This window comes from Candidatus Delongbacteria bacterium, from assembly GCA_041675285.1.
Classification (GTDB): Bacteria; CAIWAD01; CAIWAD01; order CAIWAD01; family CAIWAD01; genus CAIWAD01.
The window spans coordinates 142,597-168,844 of the sequence record JBAYTZ010000003.1 but is presented as its reverse complement, the minus strand read 5'-3'; the positions used below and the strand labels follow the sequence as shown (position 1 = coordinate 168,844).

The 26,248-nt window shown below is 69.4% G+C and carries 30 protein-coding genes and 1 tRNA gene; 18 read left to right on the top strand and 13 right to left on the bottom strand.

The genetic code is table 11. The annotated features are described in order from the left end of the window. Positions 1-2: 2 nt before the first annotated feature. From WC326_04295 to WC326_04275, 5 genes are read right to left on the bottom strand one after another with little or no spacing between them, the layout of a single operon-like run. A complete protein-coding gene (locus WC326_04295) occupies positions 3-1,391 on the bottom strand; it encodes a sigma-54 dependent transcriptional regulator (protein ID MFA7330275.1) in 1,389 nt (462 codons plus the stop codon). Continuing rightward, entirely contained in the window at positions 1,388-2,500 is a 1,113-nt protein-coding gene (gene rsgA / locus WC326_04290) for a ribosome small subunit-dependent GTPase A (GenBank protein ID MFA7330274.1), read from the bottom strand. The genes WC326_04295 and rsgA overlap by 4 nt, the downstream gene beginning before the upstream one ends. Beyond that, positions 2,500-3,012 carry an ASCH domain-containing protein gene (locus WC326_04285; GenBank protein ID MFA7330273.1) on the bottom strand — a complete coding sequence of 171 codons (513 nt, stop codon included), beginning with the start codon at positions 3,010-3,012 and terminating at the stop codon, positions 2,500-2,502. The genes rsgA and WC326_04285 overlap by 1 nt, the downstream gene beginning before the upstream one ends. Beyond that, complete coding sequence (locus WC326_04280) at positions 3,009-3,614, bottom strand: GNAT family N-acetyltransferase (protein MFA7330272.1); 606 nt, start codon at positions 3,612-3,614, stop codon at positions 3,009-3,011. Before WC326_04280 ends, WC326_04285 begins: the two co-directional genes overlap by 4 nt. Next, positions 3,611-4,948, bottom strand: coding sequence for an MFS transporter (locus WC326_04275; GenBank protein ID MFA7330271.1), 1,338 nt, complete (start codon positions 4,946-4,948; stop codon positions 3,611-3,613). Before WC326_04275 ends, WC326_04280 begins: the two co-directional genes overlap by 4 nt. A gap of 228 nt (positions 4,949-5,176) precedes the next feature. Here WC326_04275 and WC326_04270 point away from each other — a divergent pair, with 228 nt between their 5' ends. From WC326_04270 to WC326_04240, 7 genes are all read left to right on the top strand, one after another. Beyond that, positions 5,177-5,494 carry a hypothetical protein gene (locus WC326_04270; GenBank protein ID MFA7330270.1) on the top strand — a complete coding sequence of 106 codons (318 nt, stop codon included), beginning with the start codon at positions 5,177-5,179 and terminating at the stop codon, positions 5,492-5,494. A 117-nt stretch (positions 5,495-5,611) separates the two neighbouring features. Further along, positions 5,612-6,040: an NfeD family protein gene (locus WC326_04265; protein MFA7330269.1), complete on the top strand. Its 429-nt coding sequence runs from the start codon at positions 5,612-5,614 to the stop codon at positions 6,038-6,040. A 12-nt stretch (positions 6,041-6,052) separates the two neighbouring features. Then, positions 6,053-6,967, top strand: coding sequence for a stomatin-like protein (locus tag WC326_04260; GenBank protein MFA7330268.1), 915 nt, complete (start codon positions 6,053-6,055; stop codon positions 6,965-6,967). Between the two features lie 74 nt (positions 6,968-7,041). Further along, the gene (locus tag WC326_04255) at positions 7,042-7,701 is read left to right on the top strand and encodes a SatD family protein (protein MFA7330267.1); all 660 of its coding nucleotides are present in this window, start codon (positions 7,042-7,044) and stop codon (positions 7,699-7,701) included. Beyond that, the gene (locus WC326_04250) at positions 7,698-8,426 is read left to right on the top strand and encodes a hypothetical protein (protein MFA7330266.1); all 729 of its coding nucleotides are present in this window, start codon (positions 7,698-7,700) and stop codon (positions 8,424-8,426) included. Before WC326_04255 ends, WC326_04250 begins: the two co-directional genes overlap by 4 nt. A gap of 143 nt (positions 8,427-8,569) precedes the next feature. After that, the gene (locus WC326_04245) at positions 8,570-9,052 is read left to right on the top strand and encodes a hypothetical protein (GenBank protein ID MFA7330265.1); all 483 of its coding nucleotides are present in this window, start codon (positions 8,570-8,572) and stop codon (positions 9,050-9,052) included. A 7-nt stretch (positions 9,053-9,059) separates the two neighbouring features. Continuing rightward, the gene (locus WC326_04240; protein MFA7330264.1) at positions 9,060-9,920 is read left to right on the top strand and encodes a GNAT family N-acetyltransferase; all 861 of its coding nucleotides are present in this window, start codon (positions 9,060-9,062) and stop codon (positions 9,918-9,920) included. Positions 9,921-9,932: 12 nt separating this feature from the next. Here WC326_04240 and cdaA read toward each other — a convergent pair whose 3' ends face one another. From cdaA to WC326_04200, 8 genes are all read right to left on the bottom strand, one after another. After that, the gene (gene cdaA / locus WC326_04235; protein MFA7330263.1) at positions 9,933-10,739 is read right to left on the bottom strand and encodes a diadenylate cyclase CdaA; all 807 of its coding nucleotides are present in this window, start codon (positions 10,737-10,739) and stop codon (positions 9,933-9,935) included. Then, the gene (gene tsaB, locus WC326_04230; protein ID MFA7330262.1) at positions 10,736-11,419 is read right to left on the bottom strand and encodes a tRNA (adenosine(37)-N6)-threonylcarbamoyltransferase complex dimerization subunit type 1 TsaB; all 684 of its coding nucleotides are present in this window, start codon (positions 11,417-11,419) and stop codon (positions 10,736-10,738) included. Before tsaB ends, cdaA begins: the two co-directional genes overlap by 4 nt. 106 nt (positions 11,420-11,525) lie before the next feature. Next, entirely contained in the window at positions 11,526-12,905 is a 1,380-nt protein-coding gene (locus tag WC326_04225; GenBank protein ID MFA7330261.1) for a TolC family protein, read from the bottom strand. Beyond that, the gene (locus WC326_04220) at positions 12,905-13,789 is read right to left on the bottom strand and encodes a PDZ domain-containing protein (protein MFA7330260.1); all 885 of its coding nucleotides are present in this window, start codon (positions 13,787-13,789) and stop codon (positions 12,905-12,907) included. Before WC326_04220 ends, WC326_04225 begins: the two co-directional genes overlap by 1 nt. 47 nt (positions 13,790-13,836) lie before the next feature. After that, a complete protein-coding gene (locus WC326_04215; GenBank protein MFA7330259.1) occupies positions 13,837-15,105 on the bottom strand; it encodes an FAD-dependent oxidoreductase in 1,269 nt (422 codons plus the stop codon). Continuing rightward, entirely contained in the window at positions 15,102-16,004 is a 903-nt protein-coding gene (locus tag WC326_04210; protein ID MFA7330258.1) for a phytoene/squalene synthase family protein, read from the bottom strand. Before WC326_04210 ends, WC326_04215 begins: the two co-directional genes overlap by 4 nt. Beyond that, positions 16,001-16,969: a squalene/phytoene synthase family protein gene (locus WC326_04205; GenBank protein MFA7330257.1), complete on the bottom strand. Its 969-nt coding sequence runs from the start codon at positions 16,967-16,969 to the stop codon at positions 16,001-16,003. The genes WC326_04210 and WC326_04205 overlap by 4 nt, the downstream gene beginning before the upstream one ends. A 46-nt stretch (positions 16,970-17,015) precedes the next feature. After that, the gene (locus WC326_04200; GenBank protein MFA7330256.1) at positions 17,016-17,219 is read right to left on the bottom strand and encodes a hypothetical protein; all 204 of its coding nucleotides are present in this window, start codon (positions 17,217-17,219) and stop codon (positions 17,016-17,018) included. 440 nt (positions 17,220-17,659) lie between these two features. Here WC326_04200 and WC326_04195 point away from each other — a divergent pair. The 11 genes from WC326_04195 to WC326_04145 all read left to right on the top strand — a co-directional run bounded on the left by WC326_04195 (position 17,660) and on the right by WC326_04145 (position 26,232). After that, positions 17,660-17,733: transfer RNA gene (locus WC326_04195), tRNA-Ile, on the top strand. A gap of 167 nt (positions 17,734-17,900) precedes the next feature. Beyond that, positions 17,901-18,266, top strand: a complete 366-nt coding sequence (locus tag WC326_04190) for a metalloregulator ArsR/SmtB family transcription factor (GenBank protein ID MFA7330255.1) — start codon at positions 17,901-17,903, stop codon at positions 18,264-18,266. Next, positions 18,250-19,548, top strand: coding sequence for a permease (locus WC326_04185; protein MFA7330254.1), 1,299 nt, complete (start codon positions 18,250-18,252; stop codon positions 19,546-19,548). Before WC326_04190 ends, WC326_04185 begins: the two co-directional genes overlap by 17 nt. Positions 19,549-19,577: 29 nt before the next feature. Continuing rightward, positions 19,578-19,808 carry a thioredoxin family protein gene (locus tag WC326_04180; protein MFA7330253.1) on the top strand — a complete coding sequence of 77 codons (231 nt, stop codon included), beginning with the start codon at positions 19,578-19,580 and terminating at the stop codon, positions 19,806-19,808. A gap of 16 nt (positions 19,809-19,824) precedes the next feature. Continuing rightward, positions 19,825-20,493 carry a nitrophenyl compound nitroreductase subunit ArsF family protein gene (locus WC326_04175; GenBank protein ID MFA7330252.1) on the top strand — a complete coding sequence of 223 codons (669 nt, stop codon included), beginning with the start codon at positions 19,825-19,827 and terminating at the stop codon, positions 20,491-20,493. Beyond that, positions 20,493-21,176: an aromatic aminobenezylarsenical efflux permease ArsG family transporter gene (locus WC326_04170; protein ID MFA7330251.1), complete on the top strand. Its 684-nt coding sequence runs from the start codon at positions 20,493-20,495 to the stop codon at positions 21,174-21,176. The genes WC326_04175 and WC326_04170 overlap by 1 nt, the downstream gene beginning before the upstream one ends. 322 nt (positions 21,177-21,498) lie before the next feature. Next, entirely contained in the window at positions 21,499-21,870 is a 372-nt protein-coding gene (locus WC326_04165; protein ID MFA7330250.1) for a metalloregulator ArsR/SmtB family transcription factor, read from the top strand. 23 nt (positions 21,871-21,893) lie between these two features. Continuing rightward, a complete protein-coding gene (locus tag WC326_04160) occupies positions 21,894-22,325 on the top strand; it encodes an arsenate reductase ArsC (protein MFA7330249.1) in 432 nt (143 codons plus the stop codon). A gap of 72 nt (positions 22,326-22,397) precedes the next feature. Next, positions 22,398-23,189: an arsenite methyltransferase gene (locus WC326_04155; protein MFA7330248.1), complete on the top strand. Its 792-nt coding sequence runs from the start codon at positions 22,398-22,400 to the stop codon at positions 23,187-23,189. Between the two features lie 35 nt (positions 23,190-23,224). Continuing rightward, positions 23,225-24,412 (top strand): ACR3 family arsenite efflux transporter, encoded by a 1,188-nt coding sequence (gene arsB / locus WC326_04150; protein ID MFA7330247.1) that lies wholly within the window; start codon positions 23,225-23,227, stop codon positions 24,410-24,412. A 287-nt stretch (positions 24,413-24,699) separates the two neighbouring features. Next, a complete protein-coding gene (locus WC326_04145) occupies positions 24,700-26,232 on the top strand; it encodes a T9SS type A sorting domain-containing protein (GenBank protein ID MFA7330246.1) in 1,533 nt (510 codons plus the stop codon). Positions 26,233-26,248: the final 16 nt, after the last annotated feature.

The window sequence follows — 26,248 nt, the reverse complement described above, 5'->3', positions numbered from 1 at the left end:
CCTCAGTCCAGTTGCAGCTCGTGTTTCTTGATGCGGTAGCGCATGGTCTCCCGGGAGAGGCCCAGCATGCGGGCGGCGCGGGAGACGTTGTAGCGCGACTTCTTCATGGCGCGGGCCAGAATCACCTTCTCGAACTCCTCCAGCGAGAAGCCGTCCTCGGGGATCTCAAAGTCGTAGCCGATGCGCTGGCGCTGGCCCTCCTGGCCCTGCTCGCGGTTGGCGCGCCGCCGCCAGAGACCCAGGTGGTCCACGTCCACCCAGTCGTCGGCCTCGATGAGCACGGCGCGCTCCACGGCGTTGCGCAGCTCGCGCACGTTGCCGGGCCAGCCGTAGCTGCGGATGGCCTCCAGCGCGTTGGGCGTGAAGCCCTTGATGACGTGGGCGTGCTCGCGGCAGAAGCGCTTGAGGAAATAGTTCGCCAGCAGGATCACGTCCTCGCCGCGCTCGCGCAGCGGCGGCAGGTCCAGCACGATCACGCTCAGCCGGAAGTAGAGGTCCTCGCGGAAGACGTGCTGCTGGATCATCTCATCCAGGTTCTTGTGGGTGGCCGCCACGAAGCGGATGTCCACGGGGATCATCCGGTCGCCGCCCACCCGGCGCACGGCCCGCTCCTCCAGCACGCGCAGGATCTTGGCCTGGAGGTTGAAGTCCATGTCGCCAATCTCGTCCAGGAAGAAGGTCCCGCCGTGGGCGCGCTCGATCAGGCCGATCTTGCGCTCCTTGGCGTCGGTGAACGAGCCCTTCTCGTGGCCGAAGAGCTCGCTCTCCAGCAGCTGGGGCGGAATGGCCGAGCAGTTGACCTCGATGAAGGGCTGGTCCGCCCGGGGCGACTCGAAGTGCAGGGCCCGGGCGAAGAGTTCCTTGCCCGTGCCGGTCTCGCCGCGGATCAGCACGGTGTTGGCGCTGGAGGCGGCCACCTTGCTGGTGGCCGAGAGCGCGCGTTTCATGGCGACGGACTCGCTCATGATGGTGGAGAAGCGGCCGTTGCCCTGCTGCTGCTGTAGGACCTCCATCTGCAGGCGCTCCCGCGTCTCGCGCTGGACCTTCTCCAGCACCAGGCGCAGCTGCTCCAGGTTGATGGGCTTGATCAGGAACTCCGAGGCCCCCAGTTTCATGGCCTCCACAACGGTCTTGCTGGTGAACTCCCCGGTGATCATCACGCAGGGCAGGTCGGGATGCGCCGCGTGCAGCTGACCCAGCACCTGCAGCCCGGAGATGTCCGGCAGGTTCACGTCCAGCAGCACCAGGTCCGGGGCCTCGGCCAGCGCCGCCTCCACAGCCTCGCGACCGGTGGCGAAGGTGTGCACCTCCAGCCCCAGGCCACCCAGGAACTCGCCCAGCGTGAGGCGCACCTCGCGCTCGTCGTCCACGATGTACACGTGATGATTCATCCCTGCTCCTCAAGCAATGATTCCAGGATCTGCAGGTAGGTCCGGTAGCGCAGCAGGGGGATCTGCCCCTCCTCCACCGCCTCGGCCACCGCGCAGTCCGGCTCGTGCGTGTGCGTGCAGTCATTGAATCGGCATTTCGCCGCCCATTCTCGAAGGTCCGGGTACAATTCCGCCACCTCCTGGGGAGTCATCCGCCAGAGGGTGAATTCCTTGATGCCCGGCGTGTCCGCCACGTAGCCGCCGAAGCGGAAGGGGATCAGGCGCGAATGCGTGGTGGTGTGGCGGCCCTTGCGGGCCTGGCGCATGATCTCGCCCACGGGCAGCTTCAGGTCGGGATCCAGCGCGTTCAGCAGCGAACTCTTGCCCACGCCGGACTGGCCGGAGAGCACGCTGATCCGGTCGCGCAGGGCCTCGCGCAGCTCGTCCAGGCCCTGGCCCGTGGTCGCCGAGCACTCCAGCACGCGCAGGCCGGAGTCGCGGTAGGAGTCCGCCACCTCCTCCCAGAGTTCGCGGGGCGCCAGGTCCACCTTGTTCAGGCAGACCACGGCCTCGATGTCGAAGCGCTGGGCGGCCAGCAGATAGCGGTCGATGAGGCCGGGCTTCAGGTAGGGGTCCTGGACGGAGGCCACCACCAGCAGCTGGTCCACGTTGGCCACCAGCACCTGCTCCACCTGGCGGTGGATCTTGGAGGCCCGGGAGATGCGGTTGCGGCGCTGCAGCACCTCCTCGATCACGCCCCGGCCGGGGTTCACCAGCACGCGGTCGCCCACGGTGATCAGCGTGGCGTCGCCGTGGGGCGTGCGGGTGGTGGAGCGACTGGCGGCCCGCAGCGCCGAGCCGTCGGCCAGCACCAGGTCGAACTGGTTGCGCCGGTAGTGGACCACCAGCCCCTCCACCAGCGCGCCGGCGACGCCCGCCGTGCGGCGGGAGCGATCCTTGACCGTGCGCTGGAGGGCCTGGTCGCTCTGCTCCTCGGATTCCTCCAGGCCCAGTTCGTGGCCCTGCTCCATCAGCGAGGCGCGGCGCTGCTCCCGGCGCTCCTCATGCCGGTCCTGCTCGTCGCGCTTGCGCTTGTCACGCCGGCGGGTAGTCCAGGTGTTCTGCGCCATCAGCCACCCGCTCCGTCGGCCGTGGGTGCGGCAGGCATTTCCGGCGCGGCCAGATCCTCCAGCAGTTCGAACAGGCAGCAGACCACGGGCATGCTCTCGTCCGGCTCGCGACCAATGCGCGCGCACTCGCGGGAGAAGAAGGCCCAGTGCGCCCGCCGCCAGTATTCGAGCGAGCCGTCGCCCTCGCCCTCGCGGGCGGCGTAGTCCGCCGTCACCTCCGAGAAGGGCAGGGTTTGGACCCAGCTGATCCGGGTCAGCAGCGCGGGCTGCTGCTCGTGATCCAGCACGATCTCGATGTCGCCGACGCGGGAGGGTGTCTCACCGTCTGCCTCCATGGCCCAGAGCAGACCCGTGCCGGCCCGCTTGACGCCCTGGCGGATCAGCGCCAGCAGTTCCTGGCTGAGGGCGGCGGAGTCCCCGTACCCGTCCAGGCGCACGGGACCGGCCGGCAGGCGGATGCCCCGCGCTTCCAGCGCCGCCAGCACGGCAGCAACCGTGGGTTGCTCACTCATTCGTCACCCGCTTTCCGGCGTGGGTCCGATTGGATCCCCGCCCGGCTTGCCGTCCATTCCTTGGCCAGCAGGCCGTACATGGCGCTGTCCGACCATTCCCCCGCCACGCACCAGCGCTCGCGCAGCAGGCCCTCGCGGCGGAATCCCAGCCGTTCCAGCAACCGCACCGACGCCGCGTTGCGCGGATCCGTGTCCGCCTCCACGCGCCACAGATTCAGGCCGGCCCGCTCCGGGGGCACGAAGGCCAGCTCCAGCACGGCCGCCAGCGCTTCCGCCATGAAGCCGTGGCCCCAGGACTCCCGCCCCAGCAGATAGCCCAGTTCCGCCCGCCGGTTGGCGGCGTCCAGCTGGTGCAGGGTCACGGTGCCCAGCAGGCGGCCGTCGGCCCGCCCCGTCACGCCCCACTCCAGCAACTCGCCCGCCGCCTGGCCCCGGGCGATGGAGGCCAGCAATTCCTCGGCCTGCCGAAGCGCGCGATAGGGCGGACAGGACCAATAGCGCATGGTCTCCGGCTCGGAGTAGAGCCGATAGATTCCGTCCGCGTCCTGTGCGCCCAGCTCCCGCAGGCGCAGACGGGGCGTGAGCAGTTCCGGCGGCCTCATTCCTCGCCCCGGGGCGCCGAACTGGCCATCATGCGCCGGAAGCGCTCGGCCTGGCGGATGCCCTCCTGAACGTCCACGCGCAGCAGCAGGATCAGCCCGGCCACGAAGAAGAAGAGCAGGCTGACGATCCCCAGCCGCATGTCCCCGGTGATCCAGGTGACCACGCCGAAACTCAGCATTCCCAGGATGTTGGCCAGCCGGCCGCTCAACGTGAAGAAGCCGAAGAACTCGCTCTCCAGCCCGGTGGGCAGCAGCAGGCTCTGCAGCGCGCGGCTCACGCCCTGGCTGCCGCCCATGGCCGTGCCGGCCAGCACGCCGATCAGCCAGTATTCGCGCCGGGCCTCCCCGAACAATCCCAGCTGCCAGGCCCAGAGCAGGGTGACGATCCAGATCCCCAGCGTGGCCAGCAGAGCGCCGCGCTGGGTGAAGCGGTCGGCCGCCCAGCCGAAGAGCATGGCCCCCACCAGCGCGGTGCCCTGGATCACCAGGAAGAAGAGCACCAGTTCGCCCTGGGGCATGCCCAGCTCCTGGGCCCCGAAGATCGAGGCCAGCCGGATCACGCTCTCGATGCCGGTGGAGTAGATCAGGTTCGCCAGCAGGAAGCGCTCCAGCACGGACAGCTCGCGGAAGTGCGAAAGGCTGCGCCGCACCCGCCGCAGGGCGATTTTCAAATAACCGCCCAACCGCCCGGCCGGGATGTCCACGGGCCGGTCGCGCAGCCAGAGCATGGTGGGCAGCGCGAACACCAGCCACCAGAGCGCCGTTAGCGGGAAGCTGTGCGTGTATTCGAAACCCGGCAGGTGGCGCTTGAGCAGCAGGATCACCACCAGCAGCAGGCCGCCGCCCAGGTAGCCCGCGGCGTAGCCCGCCCCGGAGATTCGCCCGGCCTGGCTGTCGGCGCCCAGTTCCGGCAGAAAAGCGTCGTAGAAGACCGAACCGGCGCTGAAGCCCATGCTGCTGATCACGAACAGCGTGCTGCCCAGCCAGAAATCCCCCGCCCCCACCCAGGCCAGCGCCGCCGTGCTGACCACGCCGGTCAGCCAGGCCCAGGCCAGGTAGCGCCGCTTGCGGCCGGAGTAATCCGCCAGCGCGCCCAGCACGGGGGAGGCCAGCCCCACCAGGCCCATGGCCAGCGCGTTGACGAAGCTGAACAGGCTGGCGCCCGGGATGGTGAGCTCGAGGCCCAGCAGTTCGAAGTGGGTGCCCGCCGCGCCGCCGGCCACTTCCTGGGCGAAGTAGGCATTGAAGATCACCGCCAGGATGACCACGGCGTAGGCGCTGTTGGCGAAGTCGTACATGACCCAGCCGAAGATGGCTCGCTTGCCGCGCTTCACGAAGGGGCGATCCTGTCGGTTGATATGACCCAAGGTCGGGAAGGCGGGGCCGCGGAGCAATGGCGGATCCGCTTTTCCCGCCTGAGGATCGCCAGCAAATGGAAGTCCCGGAACCCGCTCTTGTCCGTGAAACTGGACAGGTTTGGCGGCGCGGCGGATTTTCCGCCCCGGAGCCGGCACCCGGCGCCCGTCCCGGCGTTGGAGGGCGGATCAACCCGGGAGGACCCGATGAAATCCGATCCCCACGTGGAGCGCCTGCCCTACCCCACCAAGCCGCTGCTGCTGGGCGACCACGCCATCGAGGAGTACGTCATCCCCGACGAGTGCCGGGAGGACGTGCTGCGCCAGCTCTACCTCTTCGTGCCCGTGCCACGGCTCAGCGCCTGGCGCGAGGATCTGCACACCGGGCGGAAATTCCAGGTGCGCGAGTTCCGGGTCATCCGCCACTCCGGCCGCAACTGGCTGTTCACGCCCTTCATCGAGGACGGGGGCGGGAGCGTCATCGACTGGATCCCCACCACGCCGCCCCGCCGCTCCCTCCCTTGACATCCCACTCCGGAAGGTGTACGCTGGGTGCGAGTTCCCCGCCCCGCCCGCCGGGAATCGCCTTCCCCGCGGCGGGAGCGGCCCGAACGCACACCCAACACAGCGCCGGGAGCAAGCATGAATTGGAGCGGACCCACGGCCTGGTGGATTGTCACGGCCTTGCTGGTGGCGGCGGAGCTGACCACCGGCACCTTTTTTCTGCTCATGCTGGCCCTGGGGGTGGCCGCCGGCGCCCTGGCCGCCCACGCGGGCCTGGGTTTGTCGGCCCAAATGATCACGGCCGCACTGGTGGGAGGCGGCGCCGTCACGGGCTGGTACATCTGGCGGCGCCAGCAGCCCGTCGAGCCACCCTCCCAGGAAAACCGCAACATGATCCTCGACATCGGCGCCCGGATCCAGGTGGACCGGTGGGAGGCCGACGGCACGGCCCGCGTGCAGTACCGGGGAGCCAGCTGGGCCGCCCGCTGGCAGGGACAGGGCGCGCCGGAGCCGGGCGTCCACGTCGTTCGCAAGGTGGACGGCAGCTGCCTGCTGCTGGATCGCTAAACCGGGGAAGCCATGGAAACCATCGCCCTGCTCCTCCTGGCCATCGCGGCCTTCTTCATCATCGGCGCCGTCAAGGTGGTGCCCCAGCAGAACGCCTTCGTGGTGGAACGGCTGGGCAAGTTCCATCAGGTGCTGTCGCCGGGGCTCAGCTTCCTGATGCCCTTCGTGGACCGCGTGGCCTACCGGCACTCGCTCAAGGAGATTCCGCTGGACGTGCCCAGCCAGGTCTGCATCACGCGGGACAACACCCAGCTGCGCGTGGACGGCATCCTCTACTTCCAGGTGACCGATCCCATGCGCGCCAGTTACGGCGCCAGCAACTACGTCATGGCCATCACCCAGCTGGCCCAGACCTCGCTGCGCAGCGTCATCGGCAAGATGGAACTGGACAAGACCTTCGAGGAGCGCGACCTGATCAACGCCTCGGTGGTGCAGGCGCTGGACGAGGCGGCGCTCAACTGGGGCGTCAAAGTGCTGCGCTATGAGATCAAGGACCTCGAGCCGCCGGAGGCGATCCTGCGCTCCATGCAGGCCCAGATCACGGCCGAACGTGAGAAGCGCGCGCTCATCGCCGCCTCCGAGGGCCGCCGGCAGGAGCAGATCAACATCGCCACGGGTGAGCGCGAGGCCTTCATCGCCCGTTCCGAGGGCGAGAAGCAGGCCGAGATCAACAAGGCCCAGGGCGAAGCCGCCGCCATCACGGCGGTGGCCGACGCCACGGCGGACGCCATCCGCAAGATCGCCGAGGCCATCCGGCAGCCGGGCGGCGAGCAGGCCGTCCAGCTCAAGGTGGCCGAGAAGGCGGTGGAGGCCTACGCCCAGCTGGCGCAGAAGACCAACACCATGATCGTGCCGGGCAACATGACGGAAGTCGGGGGCCTGATCGGCACGGCCATGGCCCTGTTCCGCAATGCACCAAAGAACTGATCCGGTTCACTTTTGATCTTGTGAACGTTTTGCGTTCATCTTGTCATCAATGAACTGATTTGGTACAGTCAGACATGAATCCCGTGGTGTTGATCGCCGATCTGGTGCGCTCCCGCGACATCCCGGAGCGGGCCCAGTTCCAGAAGCGGCTCTCCGCAACCTTGCAGGCACTGTCCGTCCAGTCCGCGGAGAGCCTGCTCTCGCCCTACACGCTCACCCTGGGGGACGAATTCCAGGCCGTCCACGCGGACTTCCGGCGGATCCTCCCCGATTGCCTGCGGATCCTGGCGGAGTTGGCCCCGGTGCGGGCGCGCTTCGCGCTGGCGGCGGGCCCGCTCAGCACGGAGATCAATCCTGTGGCCGCGCTGGAAATGGACGGCCCGGCCTTCCTGCGGGCCCGCGAGCTGCTGGGCGAACTCAAGACCCAATCGCGCAACGTGATCCAGGTGGGCTGGGCGGAGGGCGCCGATCCGGGCCTGGTCAACGCCGCCCTGGGCCTGCTGGCCGGCACGATGGAAGGCTGGAAACCCGTCACCCTGCGCCTGTTCCGCCACCTGCTGGACGGGCGCTCCGTGGATGAGATGGCCGCCCTGCTGGGCATGACGCCGCGCGGCGTCTACAAGCACATCGCCGGCCGGCACCTGCAGGAGGCGCGCACGCTGCTCAAGCTGGCGGGCCAGGAACTGGACGGGCGGCTGGGCCGGGAGGCCGGAGAAGGGCGGGAAGCCACATGAGCCCCGATCCCTTCCTGCTCGTGCTCTGCGGCGTGCTGATCAGCCGGAACTGGGCGGACCGCCAGGCTGCAGCCTGGCGGACCCTGCTCCCCGCCCTGCTCGCTCCGATCATCCTGGTCTGCCTGCTCTGGCGCCCCCCCAGTCTGCTGGCGCCGCTGGCCGCCGTCCTGGCGCTCCAGGGTCTGCACCTGCTGCTGCTGCGCCGCTGGCCGCCGCTCCAGCGGGCCCGCCTGCTCTCCCTGCTGCTGACCCTGGTCACCCTGCTGCTCGTGCTGGGCCTGCCCGGCCTGGAGCTGCGACCGGAACCGCCCAAGGCGCTGGACGCCTTCCTGGCCGGCAACACGCTGCTGGCCCGCCTGCCCGCCGACCTCGGCCACCGGCTGCTGGTCTGGCTGGCCGCGCTCTGGATTTCCAGCGTGGAGCTGAACAACCTGATCACGTTGATTCTCAAGCGCTACGCCCTGATTCCCGGGCCGCTCTCCCCACATGCCAGCCCCCACGAGCCGGCCCGGGGCCGGGTGATCGGCCTGCTGGAGCGCGGGATCGTCTGCCTGCTGGCCCTGCACGGGCAGTTGGAGGGGCTGGGCCTGTTGCTGGCGGCCAAGGGCTTCGCCCGCTTCAAGGACTTGGACGAGCGCAACTTCGCCGAGTACGTGCTCATCGGCACGCTGCTCTCCGTCAGCTGCGCCCTGCTGGTCGGGTTCTGGTTCCGGCACTGGTTGTGATACGGCGGGCCGCCCCAGCCGCCGGCCTGTCGGGCCTGCTCCTGCTCTTTCTTCTGTCCGGGCCGGCCAGTCCCGCGCTCGCGTCCACCCGCACGCCGCCTGAATCAACCCTCCCGGAGGAGGCCCCGGCGGAGGCCGGGTTCGTGCCCGGCCTCTTGGCGGAATTGGCCGTGGCCGACGATCCCGGCTACCTGGGGCTGCGGCTGGGTCTGCACGCGGCCGGGGAGACGGGCTCGCTGACCCTGGGCGTGGGCCTGCTGGGCGCCGAGCTGCATGAGGACCTGATGATGGAAGGCTTCCTCAGCCTGCGGCGGCACCTGTTCCCCATGCGCCGCCAGTGGCTGGTGCCCTTCGCCGGCCTGGGCGTCACGCTGGCGGCGGCCGGGGAGAGTTTTCCGGCGGAGGAGGACGACGTGGACAACGACAACGACGGCGCCGTGGACGAGGACGGGGAGGAGAGCTCGCGGATCACCGACTTGTTCGCGGGCCTGACGCCGGAGGTGGGACTCCTGATCCAGCCCCGCGCCAACCTGTCGTTCTGCCCGCTGTTCCGCTACTATCTGAAAAGCACAGGTCTGGACGACAGCCAGTGGGTGTTCGCCCTGGGCCTGCACTTCAATTTCTAGGAGCCCCGTGCGCGCCGACTTCTCCTCCGACCCGCAACTCGCCCCGGCCCTGTTCGCCCTGTTGGACCAGGTCTTTCCCGGCATCGCCGGCGGGGCCCGCGCCATCCGCGCCCTGGGCGCGGCCTGGGAGGACGCCTCGACGCCATTCGTGCAGTGGGAGAACGACCGGATCCTCGCCCACGTGGGCCTGATCGAGCTGCCCCTGGTGCTGGCGGGCCGTCCCGTCCGGGCGGGCAGCGTCCACGCCGTGGCCACCGACCCGACGCGGCGCCGCCAGGGGCTCTACGGCACGCTGATGGCGGAACTGCTGGCGTACGCGGACACGCGCTACCCCACCCTGGTGCTGACCACGGAGCACCCCGAGTACTTCACACCCTTCGGTTTTCGCCACGTGGAGGAGTGCGCCTTCCTGCCGCCCTGTCCGCCCCGAACGCCCACCGGCACGCTGCGGCGGCTGGACCTCGCCAACGCGGCGGATCTGGCCCGCCTGCACCGGCTATTGGAGACGCGCGAGCCGGTCTCGCAGGTGGTGGGCGTGGGCCCGGAGCAGGCCGTCTTCCTGTTCAACGAGGGACGCCGCCCGCTCTGGTACTGCGAGGAGTTGGATTGTCTGCTCTGTCTGGAAGTGGAGGGCGAGCTGCTGCGCCTCTTCGACGTGGTGGCCCCGCGGCTGCCGGATTGGGAGCAGCTCTGGCCCCGTTTGCCCGGCACCTGCCGCCAGGTGGAGCTGGCCTTCGCCCCCGACCGCATCTGCCCCCAGGCACAAGCTGTCCCCCGGCTCTTCGAACACGACGGACCGTCCTGGTTGATGGTGCGGGGTGATTGGGCGCAGGAGCCCTTCACCCTGCCGCGCCCGGCCCGGACCTGAACCCGGCGGAACTCAGGCGGCGGAGGCGGACTCCTCCGGCAGGTCGCTCGGGCGGGCATCCTTGCTGAAGGCGCGCCGCAGGGCCTCCGCCAGGTGAACCTCGTCGCGGATCAGGGTCAACTTGCCGCCAATGGCCAAGCGGATCTGGCCGGTCTCCTCCGACACCACCACCACCACCGCATCGGATTCCTCTGAAATCCCCAAGGCGGCGCGATGCCGGGTGCCCAGGTTGCCCAGGCCCTCCATGGGCGCGGTGCTGAGGGGCAGAATGCACTTGGCCGCCTGCAGCAGGCTGCCCGTGATCACCGCCGCCCCGTCGTGCAGGGGCGTGCGCGGGAAGAAGATCGAGATCAGCAGCTCCTTGGAAACCTCCGCCTGCAGGCGGACGCCGGTCTCCATCACGGCCCGGATGCCCACTTCCCGCGTGATCACGAACAAGCCGCCGTACTGGCGGCGGCTCAGGTCGCCCGCCGCCTTGGCGATTTCCTCCACCACCAGGGTGGGGCGCATGGGAAAGAGGCGGCTGAGCAGCGGACTGTTGCCGAAGTGGATCAGGAAGCGGCGCAGCTCGGGCTGGAAGAGAATGACGATGGCCACAGCCCAGACCGTGGCAAATTCCTTGAAGATCAGGGAGATCAGGTCCAACTCCATCACCTGCACCACCACATAGGTGAAGAGGATCAGCAGCAGGCCCAGGAACATGGGCACGGCGCGCGTGCCGCGCATCAGGCGCCAGACCTGGTAGAACAGCACGCCCACGATGGCGATGTCCAGCAGATCCCGCCAGCCGGGCAGCACGATGCTCAGCACCTCATTCATGCGCGGACCTTTCCGGGAGTGGGCTGAAAGTCGAACAGGTAATCGGGCTCCAGGCTGTCCGGATCCTCGCCGCCCTGGCGTTCCCAGCGCCGCTCACCCAGCCGCAGCAGCCAGGGCAGGGCCAGCTGGCAATCCGGATCCTCGGCCAGTTGCGGATGCCGCTCCGCATCGAGGAAGGCCGCGCGCTGCTCCAGCAGGCTGGGACCCAGCAGCAGGGCGTCGTCAGGCAGGGAGGCCAGCAGGTCGGGGATGGGCACGCGTCGCACCTCGTCCACAGGCAGCAGGCTCTCGCCCTGCCGGCGCCAGCAGGCGCTGAACACCTCGCCGCGCCGGGCGTCCATCAGGGGAAAGACGTGTCCCTGCCGCGTGGGAGCCTGCCAGGCCAGGACCTCCAGCGTGGAGACGGGCACCAGCGCGGCCCGGCCGCCGAAGGCCAGACCCTTGGCCGTGGCCAACCCGATGCGCAGGCCGGTGAAGGAGCCCGGCCCGTTGGCCAGCACGATCACGTCCAAATCCTGAGCAGCCAGGCCGCAGCCGGCCAGCAGCTCGTGGATGGCGGGCAGCAGCAATTCCCCGGCGTTGCGCTGCGGGGCGAAACGGCGCAGCTCCAGCGCACCCCCGGCCTGCAGGGCAAGCCCGGTGTGTCGCGTACTGGTGTCGATGGCCAGGCAAACCGGCATGGCGGGACCGCTGACTTGATTCCGTGGCCGCGGAAGGTAGGAAAAAGGCCCTGCCGGGGCTGTGTGCAGGCGGCCCCGGCAGGAAGATTTCACGGGCTGAAATCCCTCACGGCGTGCCGAGGGTCGCGCCCACGGCCAGTTCGAGTTCCGCCAGCCGGTCGCGGAAGGTCAGGCGCTGGGTCAGGTTCTCGTTTTCCGCCTGGCGCCAGGTGGCCTCGGCGCTCTGCACCTGCAGCAGGCTGGAGAGGCCCAGCCGGTAGCGTTCGCGCTCCAGGCCCAGGCTGCGGCGGGAGAGTTCCAGGTTGGATTCGGTGTAGCGACTCTGCGCCCAGGCGGACTTCACGCTGGCCAGGGCCTCGCGAATCTCGGCGCGCACCTGGCGCTCCAGTTGGTCCAGGACCAGGGCCTGACGGCGCTCCTGGATGCGGCTGCTCTGCCAGGCGTTGGTGGTGGAGAAGCCCTGGAAGACGGGCAGCGCCAGCGAGAGGGACGCGCTGTTGCCGTAGTTGGCGGGATAGGGCTCCCAGGCCTCGTAGCCCGAGCGCTGCTCGCTGCGCGAATGGCTCAGGCGCAGGTCCAGCGTGGGCAGGAAGCCCGCGCGGGCCTCCACTGTCTGCAGGTGCCGCTGTTCCTGGACGCGCCGGCCGCTGGCCAGATCCTCGCGGTTCGCCAGGGCCTGCGTCACCAGTTCCTCTTCCTGCCAGGCGGGCTCGAAGACCGTGAACTCCATGTCCAGCTGGCCGGGCGGGCCCGGTTCGGCGCCCAGCAGCAGGGCGAGCTTGTCCCAGGCGCTGTGCAGGCTGCGGTTGGCGGCCTCCACGCTGACCTGCTGGCGACCCACGTCGATCTCCATCTGCAGCACGTCCAGGTCGGTGCCCTTGCCCACCTGCAGGCGCACGCGCGCCAGCTCGAGCTGGCGGCCGCGCTCCTCCAGCAGGGTCTGCTCCGTCTCCAGCTGCCCGCGGGCGGCCAGCACGGCGTGGGCGGCCTTGCGCAGATCGTGGCGGAGCACCTTGAGCTGCTGCCGGTCGGCGCCGGTCACGTCCGCTTCCGCCAGCAGGGCGCGCCGCAGGCCCGCGGTGTTGGCGAAGCCAGCGAACAGGCGCTGGCTGAGGCCCACGCTGAGGTTGCTGCTGGTGGCGCGAATGGTCTGCTCGGGCTGCTCGCGGATCTCGCCGTTGGGATCCTCGTAGGTCGTCAGCGTGCGCTCCGAGCGGCCGAAATCCAGGCCGGCCGTCACTTTCGGCAGCAGGGCGCCGTAGGCCGCCAGTCGTTCCCAGCGCAGTCCGTCCACCGCCAGGTGGCTCTGCAGCAGGTCCGAGTTGCGCTGCTGGCCCAGCTCGTAAAGATCCTGGAAACTCCAGGTGCGCGTGGCGTCCAGGCTGGGGGCCGACTGGGCGCCGCCCACCGCGGCGGTCAGCAGGGACAACAGAAACGCCCGCAGCAAGGCTCCGGGCGCAGGGAAAAGGGTCAACCGAACTCGCATCATCTCTCCAGCATGGCCAGGGGCGCCCCCACCAGGCGCCGCATCAGGTTCAGGGTCGAATCGATGGCCGCACGACCCGGGAAGGTGCCCACGTTCTTCAGTTCCTGCACTTGCGGCAGACCCGGCAGGTGCGGCATGCCCGGATACTCGGGAATCCGGGGCAGCTCCTCGTCGGGCTCGCCCAGTTCCGAACTGTCCCGATCCCCAAACACGATGTCCACGCTCAGAATCTGCCGGTCGCGCACCAGCCGCAGCCGCACCTTGGTGCCGGGCCGGTAGTCCTCCATCAGGCGGCGCAGGCGACCCGGGCTGTCCACCGCGTGGCCGTCCAGGTCCACCAGGACGTCGCCCACCCGCAGCCCGGCCTTCTCCGCCGGCGAACCTTTCACGATGGCGTCGATCAGGATGCCGTGGCCGTCCTTGACGCCGAAGTGCTGCAGCAGATTGTCATTGACGGCCAGGGTCCCGATGCCCAGGAAGGCCGTGTTAGCCAGTCCGCTGCCCACGTCCACGGTCACGCTGCGCTTCAGGTCGGGCTCGTTGCGGGATCCCAGCCGCACAACGCCCTTCTGACGCGTCTGATTGCGTACCCATTCCAGTGTGGCTTTCTCGCCGGGCCGGGCTTGGCGCAGGAAAAAGGTCAAGTCGTCGCCGTCTTCGACGGGTTTGCCGTTGAAGGTGATCAGCACGTCGCCGGCCCGCAAGCCGGCTTCCGCCGCCGGACCCTTGGCCACCACCTGCCGCAGCAGCAAACCGGTGCCGGAGAACCCGGCTTCCTTGACCTTCACCGACTTCTCCGGCACGATTCCCAGAAAGGCGTAATCCGCGGCCTGCACCGAAAACACCAGCAGCAGGGTCGCGAGCAAGAAGAGTAGGCGTTTCATGTTGTACCTCCGGGATCCCCCACTGACAAGGTGGTGTCGCTGGCGTTTCAATCAAACTGCAAGGCTTGCAAAGTAAGCTCGGCGCTGGCCAGCGCGGACTCCATGCTGAGGGGCAGGCCTGTGTCTAGCCAGGCACCGCAGAAATACAGGTTGCCGGGCGCGGCTTGGTCCAGCGGACGAGCCGGCGGACGGGCGGCCTCGAAGTCCGGCGACTGCAAGGCCGTGGCGTGGCGCTGGACGATCCAGCGGGGCGGTCCTCCGGCCGTCAGCCCGTGGGCGGCCAGCCAGCCCGGGAGCCGCGGCAGCAGCTCGGCGCGCTGCGCCAGGTCCGCGTCCGTCCAGCCGCTGCCCACCAGGGTCAGCCAGCCGTCGCCCCCGGCAAAGACCCATTGGAAGGGTTGTCCGAACCAGCCGGTGAGCCGGTCCAGGCGCAGGCCGGGGACACAGGGCAGCCGCAGGTTGACGATGTGCCGTCCCTCCCGGCGCGGCGGCAGCGCGGGCCGGCAGTCTGCCAGACCCTCCACCTGCGCCAGGCCTTCCGGCGGACCGGCCCAGACCACCTGCGGCGCTTCCACCCGCAGGCCCTCCGCCAGCAGAGCCCGGATGCCGCCCGCGTCCCGCGCCACGCCGTGCAGCGCCGTGCCGGTGAGCAGGCGGACGCCTGCGCGCTCCAGCGCCTGCTCGAAGGGCTTGACCCACAAGTCCACCAGTGGACAGTCCGCCAGCAGGGGCCGATGGCTTCGCGGATCGCGGAACAAGCTCAGCAGGGTGCGACGGAACAGGCCCGCGTCCACCAGCTCCAGCGGGGCGTTGAAGACCGACAGTCCCCATTCCCGCCAGAACAGACCGGCCAGCCGCCGGCGCGGCAGACCGCGCCGCTCCAGCCAGGCGCCCGCCGTCTCGCCGGGCCGGGGCCGCGAAATCCCCAGGCGCGCCAGGCCCGTCGCCAGCTCCAGCCCGCTCCCCAGCGGATGCCGCAGGCGGACCAGCCCGGCCAGCGTGGGCAGGCGGCCCGCGCCCAGGGGCAGTCGGAACCGGTGTCCGTCCAGCGCCACGTGGCAGGTGTCGTCCAGCTCGCGGAGGGGACGGGAGCCCAGCTGCGCCAGGCGGGCGCGGCAGCGCGTGAAGGCGGCCAGGAAGAGGTGGATGGAGTTGTCCGCGCCGTCCGCGCCGGGCAGGCTGAAGACCGCCCCGCCGGGCTGTCGACGCCGCTCGAGCAGGATCACGCGGCGGCCCCGCTGGGCCAGATCCAGGGCCAGGCCCAGTCCCGCCAGCCCGGCTCCGGCGATGGCCACGTCCGCGCGCAGAGTGGTCACGAGAGCAGGATCCGCACGGCGATGAGCAGTTTGCGCCAGATGGGATAGCCCACCTTGCCCAGGAAGACGTTGTAGTCGCGCTGGCGCAGCTCGGCCAGGATGGGCCGGTAGAGTCCGGCCATCACCAGGGCCGTCTTGAGCCGGCCGCGCTCGCCGGCGGGCAGCAGGGCCAGCGCCTCATCGTAGCGCTGCTCGGCCAGGCCGCAGAATTCGCGCAGGGCGGCCTGCAGGGCGGGCGTGAAGCGGTGGGCATGGACGTCGGCCACGCTCAGGCCGTGGCGGGCCAGCAGGTCCAGCGGCAGGTAGACGCGGCCCTCCCGGCTGTCCTCCAGCACGTCGCGCGCCATGTTGGTCAGTTGCATGGCCACGCCCAGGCGGTCGGCGAAGGCCGGGCCGGCGGGATCGCGGCTGCCGAGAATCACGATGACCATCCGCCCCACGGTGGAGGCCACGTGCCAGCAGTAGCGCTCCAACTCCTCCTGCGTGGCGTAGGGCCGCGGCTCCAGGTCCATCTCCAGCCCGTCCAACAGGGCGCGGAACAGCTCCAGCGGAATGGGCGTGCGGCCCAGCGTGTCCAGCAGCGCCAAGAGGATCGGGTCCGCAGGCAGCTTCTGGCTCCGGCCGGCCAGCAGGCCCTCCAGCCAGTCCAGTTCCTGGCGGCGCTCCTGCAGACGCAGGCGCTTTTCGTGCGGATCGGGCTCCAGGTCCATCAACTGGTCGGCCTTCTGGCAAAAGGCGTAGACCGCGTGGATGGCTCGCCGCTGGCGGCCGGGCATGAAGCGGAAGGCGTAGTAGAAGTGCCGCGCGTTGACCTTGGCGAACAGCGTGCAAAAGGCGTGGGCCTGACGCAGGTCCGCGGCGGGCAGTTCGAGCTGGCGGGGAGGTCGGGTTTCCGTCATGGACGCAAGATGGCGCTTTGGCTCCGGCGGGAGGGCGACCCCGGCCAGAGAGCGCCCAGGGCGATGGCCAGTTTGGCGCCACGGCCGACCTGCGGACGCACGTGGAGCAGGCGCGCGCCCAGGGCCGCGCTGCGCCAGGCCACGCAGGCGCCGCCACCGGCGAACATGCGCACTTCCAGGGCGAAGCGCCCGGGCAGCTCGCGGGTGAGCGGTCCGGCGGCCGCCAGCAGCTCCAGCGCCCAGTCCGCCAGCTCGGCCAGCAGCGGGGCGGCCTCCGCTCCGGTGGCCTGCAGACGCGCGGGATCCGCGGGCAGACCGTGGCGCGCCAGGCGGCTGCGCGGCACGAAGAGCCGGCCCGCCGGCAGATCGCGAGAGAGGTCCTGCCAGAAGTTGGCCAGCTGCAGGCCGGCGCAGACCGCGTCGGACAGCGGCGCCAGCCGGCGATAGTCCGGTCCCTCCGGCCGCAGCCCGTTCAGGGCCAGCAGCAGGCGTCCCACCGGTGCCGCGCTGTTGCGGCAGTAGTCCAGCACCGCCTGATCGTCGGGATAGTCCGGCGGCTCCTGGTCCGCCAGGAAGGCCAGCAGCAAGCGGCGGCACTCCTCCAGCGGCAGGCCGTGCCGCGCCGCGTCCTGGTTCAGGGCGAACAGGATGGGGTGGCGCACGGCAGTGCCCGGCAATCCGTCCAGCAGGGCCAGCCAGTGCGTCAGCCGGGAGCGCCGGGCCGCGCGCAGCTCCGCGCCGGCCAGATTGTCCAGCGGCTCGTCGGCCATGTCGTCCGAGAAGCGGGCGAAGGCGTAGATGGACTGCAACGCGGGCCGCAGCCGCCCGGGCAGGAAGAGGGAGGCCAGGCTGAAATTCTCGTAGTGGGAACACAGGGCCGCGCAGGCCGCCCGGGCCGCGGGCTCCCCGGCGCAGCCGGGCTCGAGTGGGTGAAGCAGGGTGGGATTCGTCGCCGCAGCGCTCATGATGGAATGGGGGACATGAAAAGGGGGGCCGCGCCCCCCTTTGGAATCAGAACATCTCGATGGGTGTGTTTACGTGCAGGTTGCCGGTGGACTGGATGTTGTTCTCCAGGATCTGACTGCCGATTCGATTGACTTCCCGGCACACCTTGATGAAGCACGTCCAATGATAATCGCCTTCCAACCCACGCTGCACAGACCTGTACTTGTTATCGCTTTCCTTGATCTCCCGTCCGCAGGACTTGCAGGTCATTCAGCACCTCGCATGTTGGTCGAACTTGGCTTGAAAAATGAGCCGCAAGAGTAGCATGTCAACCTGGACATCGCAAGGGGTGGGACGGCAGTTTGGAGAGAAAGTCCAAAGGAAGCTGGACAAGGCCGTCAATACTCGAACATGTTGTATGACAAGTATTTCCTTAAGACCGTAAAGCTGCCTCGGCCCTCGTCTGAAGTCGGGCCCGGCACCCCCCGGCGCGCGGAAGGCTGCGGGCGCGCGGGCTCGACGGAGTCCGAATGGGCCGTCTCCGCCGCACGGGCTGGGCCGTGAAGTCGAAGGCCCGCAAGCCCGGCGGAACCCCTCCCCGATCCTGTCCGCCCGGGCGCATTTTTTGACCGGCCGGTTTCCCCGCCGCCCGTTCCTGCGTACTTTTTCCCGCCGCGGCAGCCGGGCTGAACGCCCGCTCCGCTGCCGCCGGGCCCATAGCTCAGTCGGTTAGAGCGGATGACTCATAATCATTTGGTCGGGGGTTCAAGTCCCTCTGGGCCCACTTCCCCGCCGCGCAGCACCCGGTCCACAACGGGCCGACTCGCATCCAGCGCAATTCCTGAACCAAGCCCCTGACGACCCTGCACGCGGTGGAAGTTCATCTCCAGCGGCTTGCTTGTCACGAATTCAACACTTTCATTTTTTGCCAAATGAACAAGTGAGGCTCCCATGGACGAGACGGCGCGGCTGCGCGGCCAGGCGATGAGCGGGGTGTTGAAGGCCCTGGCCCATCCCACGCGCCTGCAGATGGTGGAACTGCTGGCCGGCGGCGAGCGCTGCGTTTGCGAGCTGGCGGCCGCGGCGGACACCGACGTACCGGGCATGTCCCGGCACCTGAGTCAACTCAAAAGCGTCGGCATCCTGGCGGACCGCCGCCAGGGCAAGCAGGTCTTCTATCGCCTGCAGACCCCCTGCCTGTTGGGCTTCCTGCACTGCATCGAGGACGTGGTCCAGGCCCACGGCACGCGTCTGGTGTCCCTGGACGCTCTACGCGCGGGCACACCGAACGGAGGCTCCCGTGAATTGGCGCGCTGAGGGTCGGAACCTGCTGTTGCTGGCGGCGCTGTTCCTGGGCTGCTTCTACCTGCCCGTGGGTCAGGCGCGCTTCGACGGCGCGCTGGTGGAGGCGCTGGAACTGGTGAAGTGGTACGCCCGGGAGCACGTGCTGCTCTGCCTGGTGCCGGCCTTCTTCATCGCCGGGGCGATCTCGGTCTTCGTCAGCCAGGGCTCGGTGATGCGCTACCTGGGGCCGCAGGCCAACCGCTGGCTGGCCTACGGCGTGGCCTCCGTTTCGGGCACCGTGCTGGCGGTCTGCTCCTGCACCGTGCTGCCGCTCTTCGCCGGCATCCACCGGATGGGCGCGGGCCTGGGGCCGGCCACGGCCTTCCTCTACTCGGGACCGGCCATCAACGTGCTGGCCATCGTCATGACGGCCCGCGTGCTGGGCCTGCAGCTGGGCGTCGCCCGGGCCGTGGGGGCCATCGTGTTCAGCCTGGTGATCGGCCTGCTCATGCACCTCATCTTTCGCAAGGACGAGGAGCAGCGCGTGGCCGCCGCCCTGCAGCTGCCGCAAGAGAGTCCGTCCCGTCCGCTCTGGCAGAACGCGCTCTTCTTCTTCACGCTCTCCGCCATCCTGGTGTTCGCCACCTGGAGCCAAGCCGAGGGCGTGGGACTCTGGTCGGCCATCGGACGGGCCAGGTGGACCTTGACCAGCCTGTTCGCCGCCGGGCTGGGCCTCCAGCTGGCGCTCTGGTTCGGGATCCGCCCCTGGAAGATCCTCCTGGCCGCCGTAGCAGTGGGCGGCAGCGCGCTGGCGGCGCCGGGTCAGCCGCTCCTGCCCTTCAGCGTCGGGCTGCTGGGCCTGTCCCTGGCCACGGCCAGCAGCAAGGGTGAGGCCGCCGACTGGTTCGAGGCCTCGTGGGGTTTCGCCAAGCAGATCATGCCCCTGCTGCTGGGGGGCGTGTTCGTGGCGGGCCTGCTGCTGGGGCGGCCGGGCCACGAGGGTCTGATTCCCAACGCCTGGGTGGCCGGCGCGGTGGGGGGCAATTCCCTGGGCGCCAACCTGTTCTCCGCCGTGGCCGGGGCCTTCATGTACTTCGCCACGCTGACAGAAATCCCCATCCTGCAGGGCCTGCTGGGCAGCGGAATGGGTCAGGGGCCGGCGCTGGCGCTGCTCTTGGCGGGTCCGGCCCTCAGCCTGCCGAGCATGCTGGTCATCCGCAGCGTGCTGGGCTGGAAGAAGGCCCTGGTCTACATCGTGCTGGTGGTGGTGATGTCCACGCTGACCGGCCTGCTCTACGGACTATGGGCGGCCTGAGCGCGCCCCGAATGTTGCAAGGAGTCGTGATGCTGCTGCAAATCCTGGGCACGGGCTGCCCCAAGTGCAAGCAACTGGCCGAGCGCGCGGAGAGCGCGGCCCGGGAGTTGGGTCTGGACTACCAATTGGAGAAGGTCACCGACATCAACCAGATCCTGGCCTTTGGCGTGATGATGACGCCGGCCCTGGTGGTGGACGGGCAGGTTCGGCTGGTGGGAAAAGTGCCGGACGTGGCGGACTTGAAGGCCCTGCTGGGCTGAGATTCGGGGAGGACCCATGACCCGCAAGACCTGGATTCTACTGGCCCTGCTGGGCTTCGTGCTGGCCAGCCTGGGCAAGGTGGCCGTGACCCACTGGCTGCCCCGGACTGAGGCCGCAGCGGAAAACCCCACCGCGACCGAACAGCTCGCGGACACCCAGCCTGAGCAACCGATGGCGACGGCTGCCGCGGTTCCGGAGGCGCCTGGCGAGGCGGTGTCACCGGCAACCGCAATCCCCGCCACGGCTCCCGCCGGGAAGCCGAACCCGGCCGTCGCCCCGCCGTCGGCCCCGGCACAGAGCCCGGAGTCTCCGCCGAGCGTGGCTCCCGCAACCGCGGCGAATCCGGCCCGAGTCATCGTCTATTACTTCCACGGCGCCGTGCGCTGCAAGACCTGCCGCACCATCGAGGACACGGCCCGGGAGGCCCTGGACGAGCACTTCGCGCGCGAGACCGCCAGCGGCCAGGTGGAATGGCGGCTGGTGAACGTGGACGATCCCAAGCACGAGCACTTCGTCGAGGACTACCAGCTGACCACGCGCAGCATCGTGCTCTCGCGGCTGGAGAACGGCAAGGAGACCGCCTGGCGCCGGCTGGACTGGGTCTGGGAGCTGGTCAAGGACCACGACGCCTTCCTGCTGCAGTTCCAGAAGGACCTGCGCGGATTGCTGGAGGGCAAGGCTTGATGGAGTCGCTGACCCTGGCCCTGGGCTCGGCCGTCTGGCTGGGCCTGCTCACGTCCATCAGCCCCTGCCCGCTGGCCACCAACGTCGCGGCCGTCTCCTTCGTGGCGCGTCACCTGGGCGACCCGCGCCGGGCTTTCCTGGCCGGCCTGCTCTACGCCCTAGGCCGGACCGTGGCCTACGCCGCGCTAGGCATCGTCCTGGTGAAGGGTCTGCTGGCCGCGCCGGGCCTCTCCCAGGTGCTGCAGAAGCAGCTCAATCTGCTGCTGGGCCCGCTGCTGATCGTGGTGGGGCTGGTCCTGCTGGAGTGGATCACCTTCGGCGCCTTCGGCGGCCGGGCGGGCAGCGGCCTGCAACAGCGCGTCCAGCGGATGGGCGTCTGGGGCTCCGCCCTGCTGGGCCTGGTCTTCGCCCTCTCGTTCTGCCCCACCTCGGCCGCGCTCTTCTTCGGCAGCCTGCTGCCCCTGGCCCTGCGCCACGAATCCGGCCTTTTGCTCCCAGCCGTCTACGGACTGGCCACGGGCCTGCCCGTGCTGGGCTTCGCCACGCTCATCGCCCTGGGCGCCAACCGGCTGGGCCAGGCCTTCCAGCGCGTGACGGTCTTCGAACTCTGGGCGCGCCGGGCCACGGGCATCCTGTTCATCGGGATCGGCCTGTGGTTCTCCGTCACCCGCATTTGGCTCTGAGCGAGGAAAGCCTAAGTGCTCTGGGTTGCCTCTTGCATGGGGCCGCCGGGGTATTCGATCGCTGACCAGAGAGACACCCCCATCCCGTCCTTCCCCCGCCTTGCGGGGGAAGGTGACGCCCCTTCGAAAGGGAGCCCGCTCTGCGCGGCCCCTTCCCCCGCGTTGCAGGGGAAGGTTGGGATGGGGGTGAGAGCCCAGAGGTGTTGTTCGCTCTGTGACCGAGCCTCCAGCGAAATCATGAAGAAGTTTCCACCCGCCCTTGACAACCCCGCCTCCAAGCGTCTTCTTCGTTTCGTCATTTAGCTAATCAACGAAACGAACCATGAACCAGACCCTGGACATCCTGAAAGCCCTGGCCGACGGCAACCGGCTGCGCATCCTGGCGGCTCTGCTCCAGACGGAGGAACTCTGCGCCTGCCAGCTCATCGACCTGCTGGGGATCAGCGGGGCCACCACCAGCCGGCACCTGGCCCAGCTGGCCGCAGCGGGCCTGATCGAGGGCCGCAAGCAGGGGCGCTGGAGCTACTTCCGCCGCGGAGCGCTGCTGCGCGAAGCTTCGCCGCTGGCGGACTGGCTGCGCGCCCGCCTGACGGAATCCGCCGAGTTGGCCGCGGACCGCGCCAGCCTGACGGCCATCCTCTGCTGCCGACCGGAGGAGATCTCCAGCCGCCAGCGTCAGGTCCGCTGCTGTTGATGAAAACGCAACCGGGAGACTCCATGACGAAAACCCGCCTGCTCTTCCTCTGCACCGGGAACTCCTGCCGCAGCCAGATGGCTGAAGGCTGGGCCCGGGCGCTCAAGTCCGATCAGTTCGAGGTCTGCTCCGCGGGTCTCGAGGCCCACGGGCTGAATCCCCTGGCCGTCCGGGTGATGGCCGAGGCCGGCGTGAACATCGGCGGCCAGCCCTCACGGCGGCTGGACCAGCTGCCCGGGCTGGACTTCGACCTCGTGGTGACCGTCTGCGGTCACGCCCACGAGAGTTGCCCGCTCTTTCCGGGCACGGCCCGGGTGGTCCACCGCGGCTTCGACGATCCGCCCCGGCTGGCGGCCGAGCTACCGGACGAAGAAGCGCGGCTGGCGGTCTACCGCCGCGTGCGGGACGAGATCCGCGAGTTCGTGGCCGGGCTGCCGGGCTCGCTGGGAGAGTGAGCCGGAGCGGCCGGCCGTGACACAACCAAATCGGGGCGCCGGACGCGCCCGTCAACTCATTTCGGAGGAAGCATGAAGGACATGAACGAGGACCAGGTGCGCGGCGCCGTGCGCGAGCGCTACGCGAAGATCGCCACGCTGCAGGGCGGCTCCTGCTGCGGCGGAGGCAGCTCCTGTTGCAGTGTCGACGAAATGGCCGCCACCAGCGCCCACTTGGGCTACTCCAGCGCCGAGCTGGAGGCCGTGCCCGCGGGCTCCAACCTGGGGCTGGGCTGCGGCAACCCGCAGGCCATCGCCGCGCTCCAGCCGGGCGAGACCGTGCTCGACCTGGGCAGCGGCGCGGGTTTCGACTGCTTCCTGGCGGCGCGCCAAGTGGGGGCGGAGGGCAGGGTGATCGGCGTGGACATGACACCGGACATGCTCAGCCGGGCGCGGGCCAACGCGGAAGAGGGCGGCTACGCCAACGTGGACTTCCGCCTGGGCGAGATCGAGCACCTGCCCGTGGCCGACGGCAGTGTGGACGTGATCCTCTCCAATTGCGTGATCAACCTCTCGCCGGACAAGGGCCAGGTCTTCCGCGAGGCCCACCGCGTGCTGAAGCCCGGCGGCCGGCTGGCGATCTCCGACGTGGTGGCGCTGCAGGCCCTGCCCGAGGCCCTGCGGCACGACCTGGACGCCTACGGCGGCTGCGTGGCGGGCGCGGCGCAGGTGGGGGAAGTGGAGGAGTTGCTGCGTGCGGTGGGCTTCCGCGACGTGCAGGTCCGGGTGAAGGAGGAGAGCCGTGCCTTCATCCAGGAGTGGTTCCCGGGCAGCGGGGCCGAGGCCTACGTCGCATCGGCCACCATCGAGGCCCGGCGCCAGTAGTCCCGCAGCGCTTGTCTCACGCAGGAGAATCGACCATGACCAAGACCGTGCTCCCGACGGAGTCCCGCCACATGAGCAGCCTGTTCGAGCGCTGGCTGACCCTCTGGGTCCTGCTCTGCATCGCTGCGGGCATCCTGTTGGGCAAGGCCGCACCGGACCTGGCGCGCAGCCTGGACAGCCTGTCCATCTCGGTGGGCGGAGCGCCGGTGATCTCGGTGCCCATCGCCATCTGCCTCTTCCTGATGATGTACCCGATCATGGTGAAGATCGACTTCGGCGCCGTGCTAAAGGCCGGTCGCAGCACCAAGCCCGTCCTGCTCACGCTGTTCGTCAACTGGGCCGTCAAGCCCTTCACCATGACGGCCATCGCCAGCCTCTTCCTGGGCGTGCTGTTCCGCGGCTACATCGGCGCCGAGGCTACCGACCTGGTCAAGCTGCCCCTGGGGCTGGATCTGCCTGTGGGCGCCCTGCACGGCGCCGGGCGCGTGGTGCTGCACGAGGGGCTGAAGATGCTGGAGATCCCGCTCTGGCGCAGCTACCTGGCCGGGGCCATTTTGCTGGGCGTGGCGCCCTGCACGGCCATGGTGCTGGTCTGGGGCTACCTGGCCCGCGGCAACGACGGCCTGACCCTGGTGATGGTGGCCGTGAATTCGCTGACCATGCTCGTGCTCTACGGCGCGCTGGGCGGCTTCCTGCTGGGCGTGGGCCGGCTGCCCGTGCCCTGGCAGGCCCTGCTGCTCTCCATTCTGGTCTACGTGGCGCTGCCCCTGGCGGCGGGCTGGCTCTCGCGGCGCTGGATCCTGGCGGCCAAGGGCGAGGCCTGGTTCCAGCAGCGCTTCCTGCCCTTCCTGACCCCTGTCACCATCACGGCCCTGCTGGCCACGCTGGTGCTGTTGTTTTCCTTCAAGGGCGAGGTGATCGCCGCCCACCCGCTCACCATCCTCTGGATCGCCGTGCCACTGTTCCTGCAGACCGTGCTGATCTTCGCGCTGGGCTATGGGCTGGCCCGCTGGCTGCGGCTGCCCTACGCGGACGCCGCCCCGGCGGCGCTCATCGGCGCCAGCAACCACTTCGAGGTGGCCATCGCCACCGCCGTGATGCTCTTCGGCCTCTCCTCGGGCGCCGCGCTGGCCACCGTGGTGGGCGTGCTGATCGAGGTGCCCGTCATGCTCCTGCTGGTGGAGGTCTGCAAGCGCAGCGCGCCCTGGTTCGCCCGGGCGTAGCCTGCGGTCGGACTGTCCAAAGTTGAACAGAGCGAACACGGTCCGGGCATAAAACAGGTTCAGTCAAGGGGGTCGTCCAGGGCGATCCCCTTGTTTTGTAATTGGTTCGCTAATCATCCCGACCTAGTCCGCCTCTTGGCACGAACCGTGCATGTGCGGACCCAGTCGAGAAGCAGCCGTCTGGCACAGCTTACCACGAACACACATTTGTCACGCGCGGTCGAACCCCGGACGACGGGCTGTGCCTGTTTCGTCCCGGGCCGACAACCCAAGAAAGGAGCCTCTCCATGAGGACGACGTTGACTTTAGCTCTGGCCCTGACGACGACCCTGGTCGCCCAGGCCACCGTGCCCGGAACCAGCGGCACCGCCCAGGCCGGCGCGGACCGCGATCTCAGCACGGTGGTCATCACCGAAACCGGACAGATCACCCTCTCCTCCGACGGACTGGGCACCATGGCCTCCTCCGGCCTGATCCAGGTGGACAAGCCCAGCGCCGGCGCCACCGTGCGCGGGGCCTATCTGGCGGCCGCCAGCACGGGCGGTTGGGGTTACATCATCCCCGACGGCTGTGTCACGCTGGAAGGCTCGGCCGTCAACTGGAGCGCCTACGCCTCCACGCCCTATCCCTTCCAGAATTTCTGGAGCGACGTCACGGGCATCGTCGCCGCGTCGGTGAATCCGGAGGCGGCGGGCATCATCGATCTGGAGCTGGGCGAGTGTGACACCTACGCCATCGACGGCGTGGCCCTCTACGTGATCTTCGACGATCCGGCCACCGCCATCACGCGCACGGCCGTGATCGCCTTCGGTGCGCAGGCCTCCGGCGGCGACCAGTTCAACATCGGCTTCGGCCAGCCCGTGGACGTGGACGCCAACACGGTGATCGAGATGGGCCTGGCCATCAGCTACAGCTACCAGGCCAATAGCTGCCAGACCAGCTTCGTGGACGTCAACGGCCTGCGCCTGACCTCCTCCGCCGGCGGCAACGACGACGGCGACTACGCCGACGGCGCGCTGATGACGGTGGGCGGCATCGGCGACAGCCGCAGCAATCCGGCCGATCCGAACTTCGCCTGCGTGGGCGAGGCCACTTTCTACGACGACGAGCTCTACGACATCGCCGGCTTCGTGGTTGACGGCGACACGCAGGTCATCGTGAACACGGTCAACCCCGACCTGACGGACAACATCTTCGTCTCCCACCTGCTGCTGGACTTCGCCGCGGTGGTGGACGAAGGCGCCGTGCTGACGCCGGCCCAGGCCGTCAACTGCCTGTGCGAGCCGCACACCGTCACCCTGACCGTCCAGAACGACAACGGCGAGGCCGTGGCGAACACGCCGGCGGCCATCTGGGTGGTGTCCGGTCCCGGCGCCCCCGCCTCCTACCAGGGCCTGACCGACGGCGCGGGCCAGATTTCCCTGACCTACACCAGCTGTGTCGAAGGCACGGACGTCATCGTCGGCAACTTCCTCAACAGCGCCAATGAGTGGGAGCTGAGCAACCGCGCCACCAAGCTGTGGGAGCGTTGCGACGTGGGCGCGGACGAGACCCCGGCGGGCTTCGCCCTGGCGCAGAACACGCCCAACCCCTTCAACCCGGCCACGACCATCTCCTTCAGCATGCCTGAGACGGGCGCGGCCACGCTGCTGGTCCACACCCTGACCGGCGCGCTGGTGCAGAGTGTCGACCTGGGCCTGGCGCCCCGCGGTCAGAACAGCGTCACCTTCGACGGCTCCAACCTGGCCAGCGGCGTCTACCTCTACACGCTGCAGAGCGAGTTCGGCAGCCAGACCCGCAAGATGGTCCTGCTGAAGTAAGTCGCGACCCGGCGAA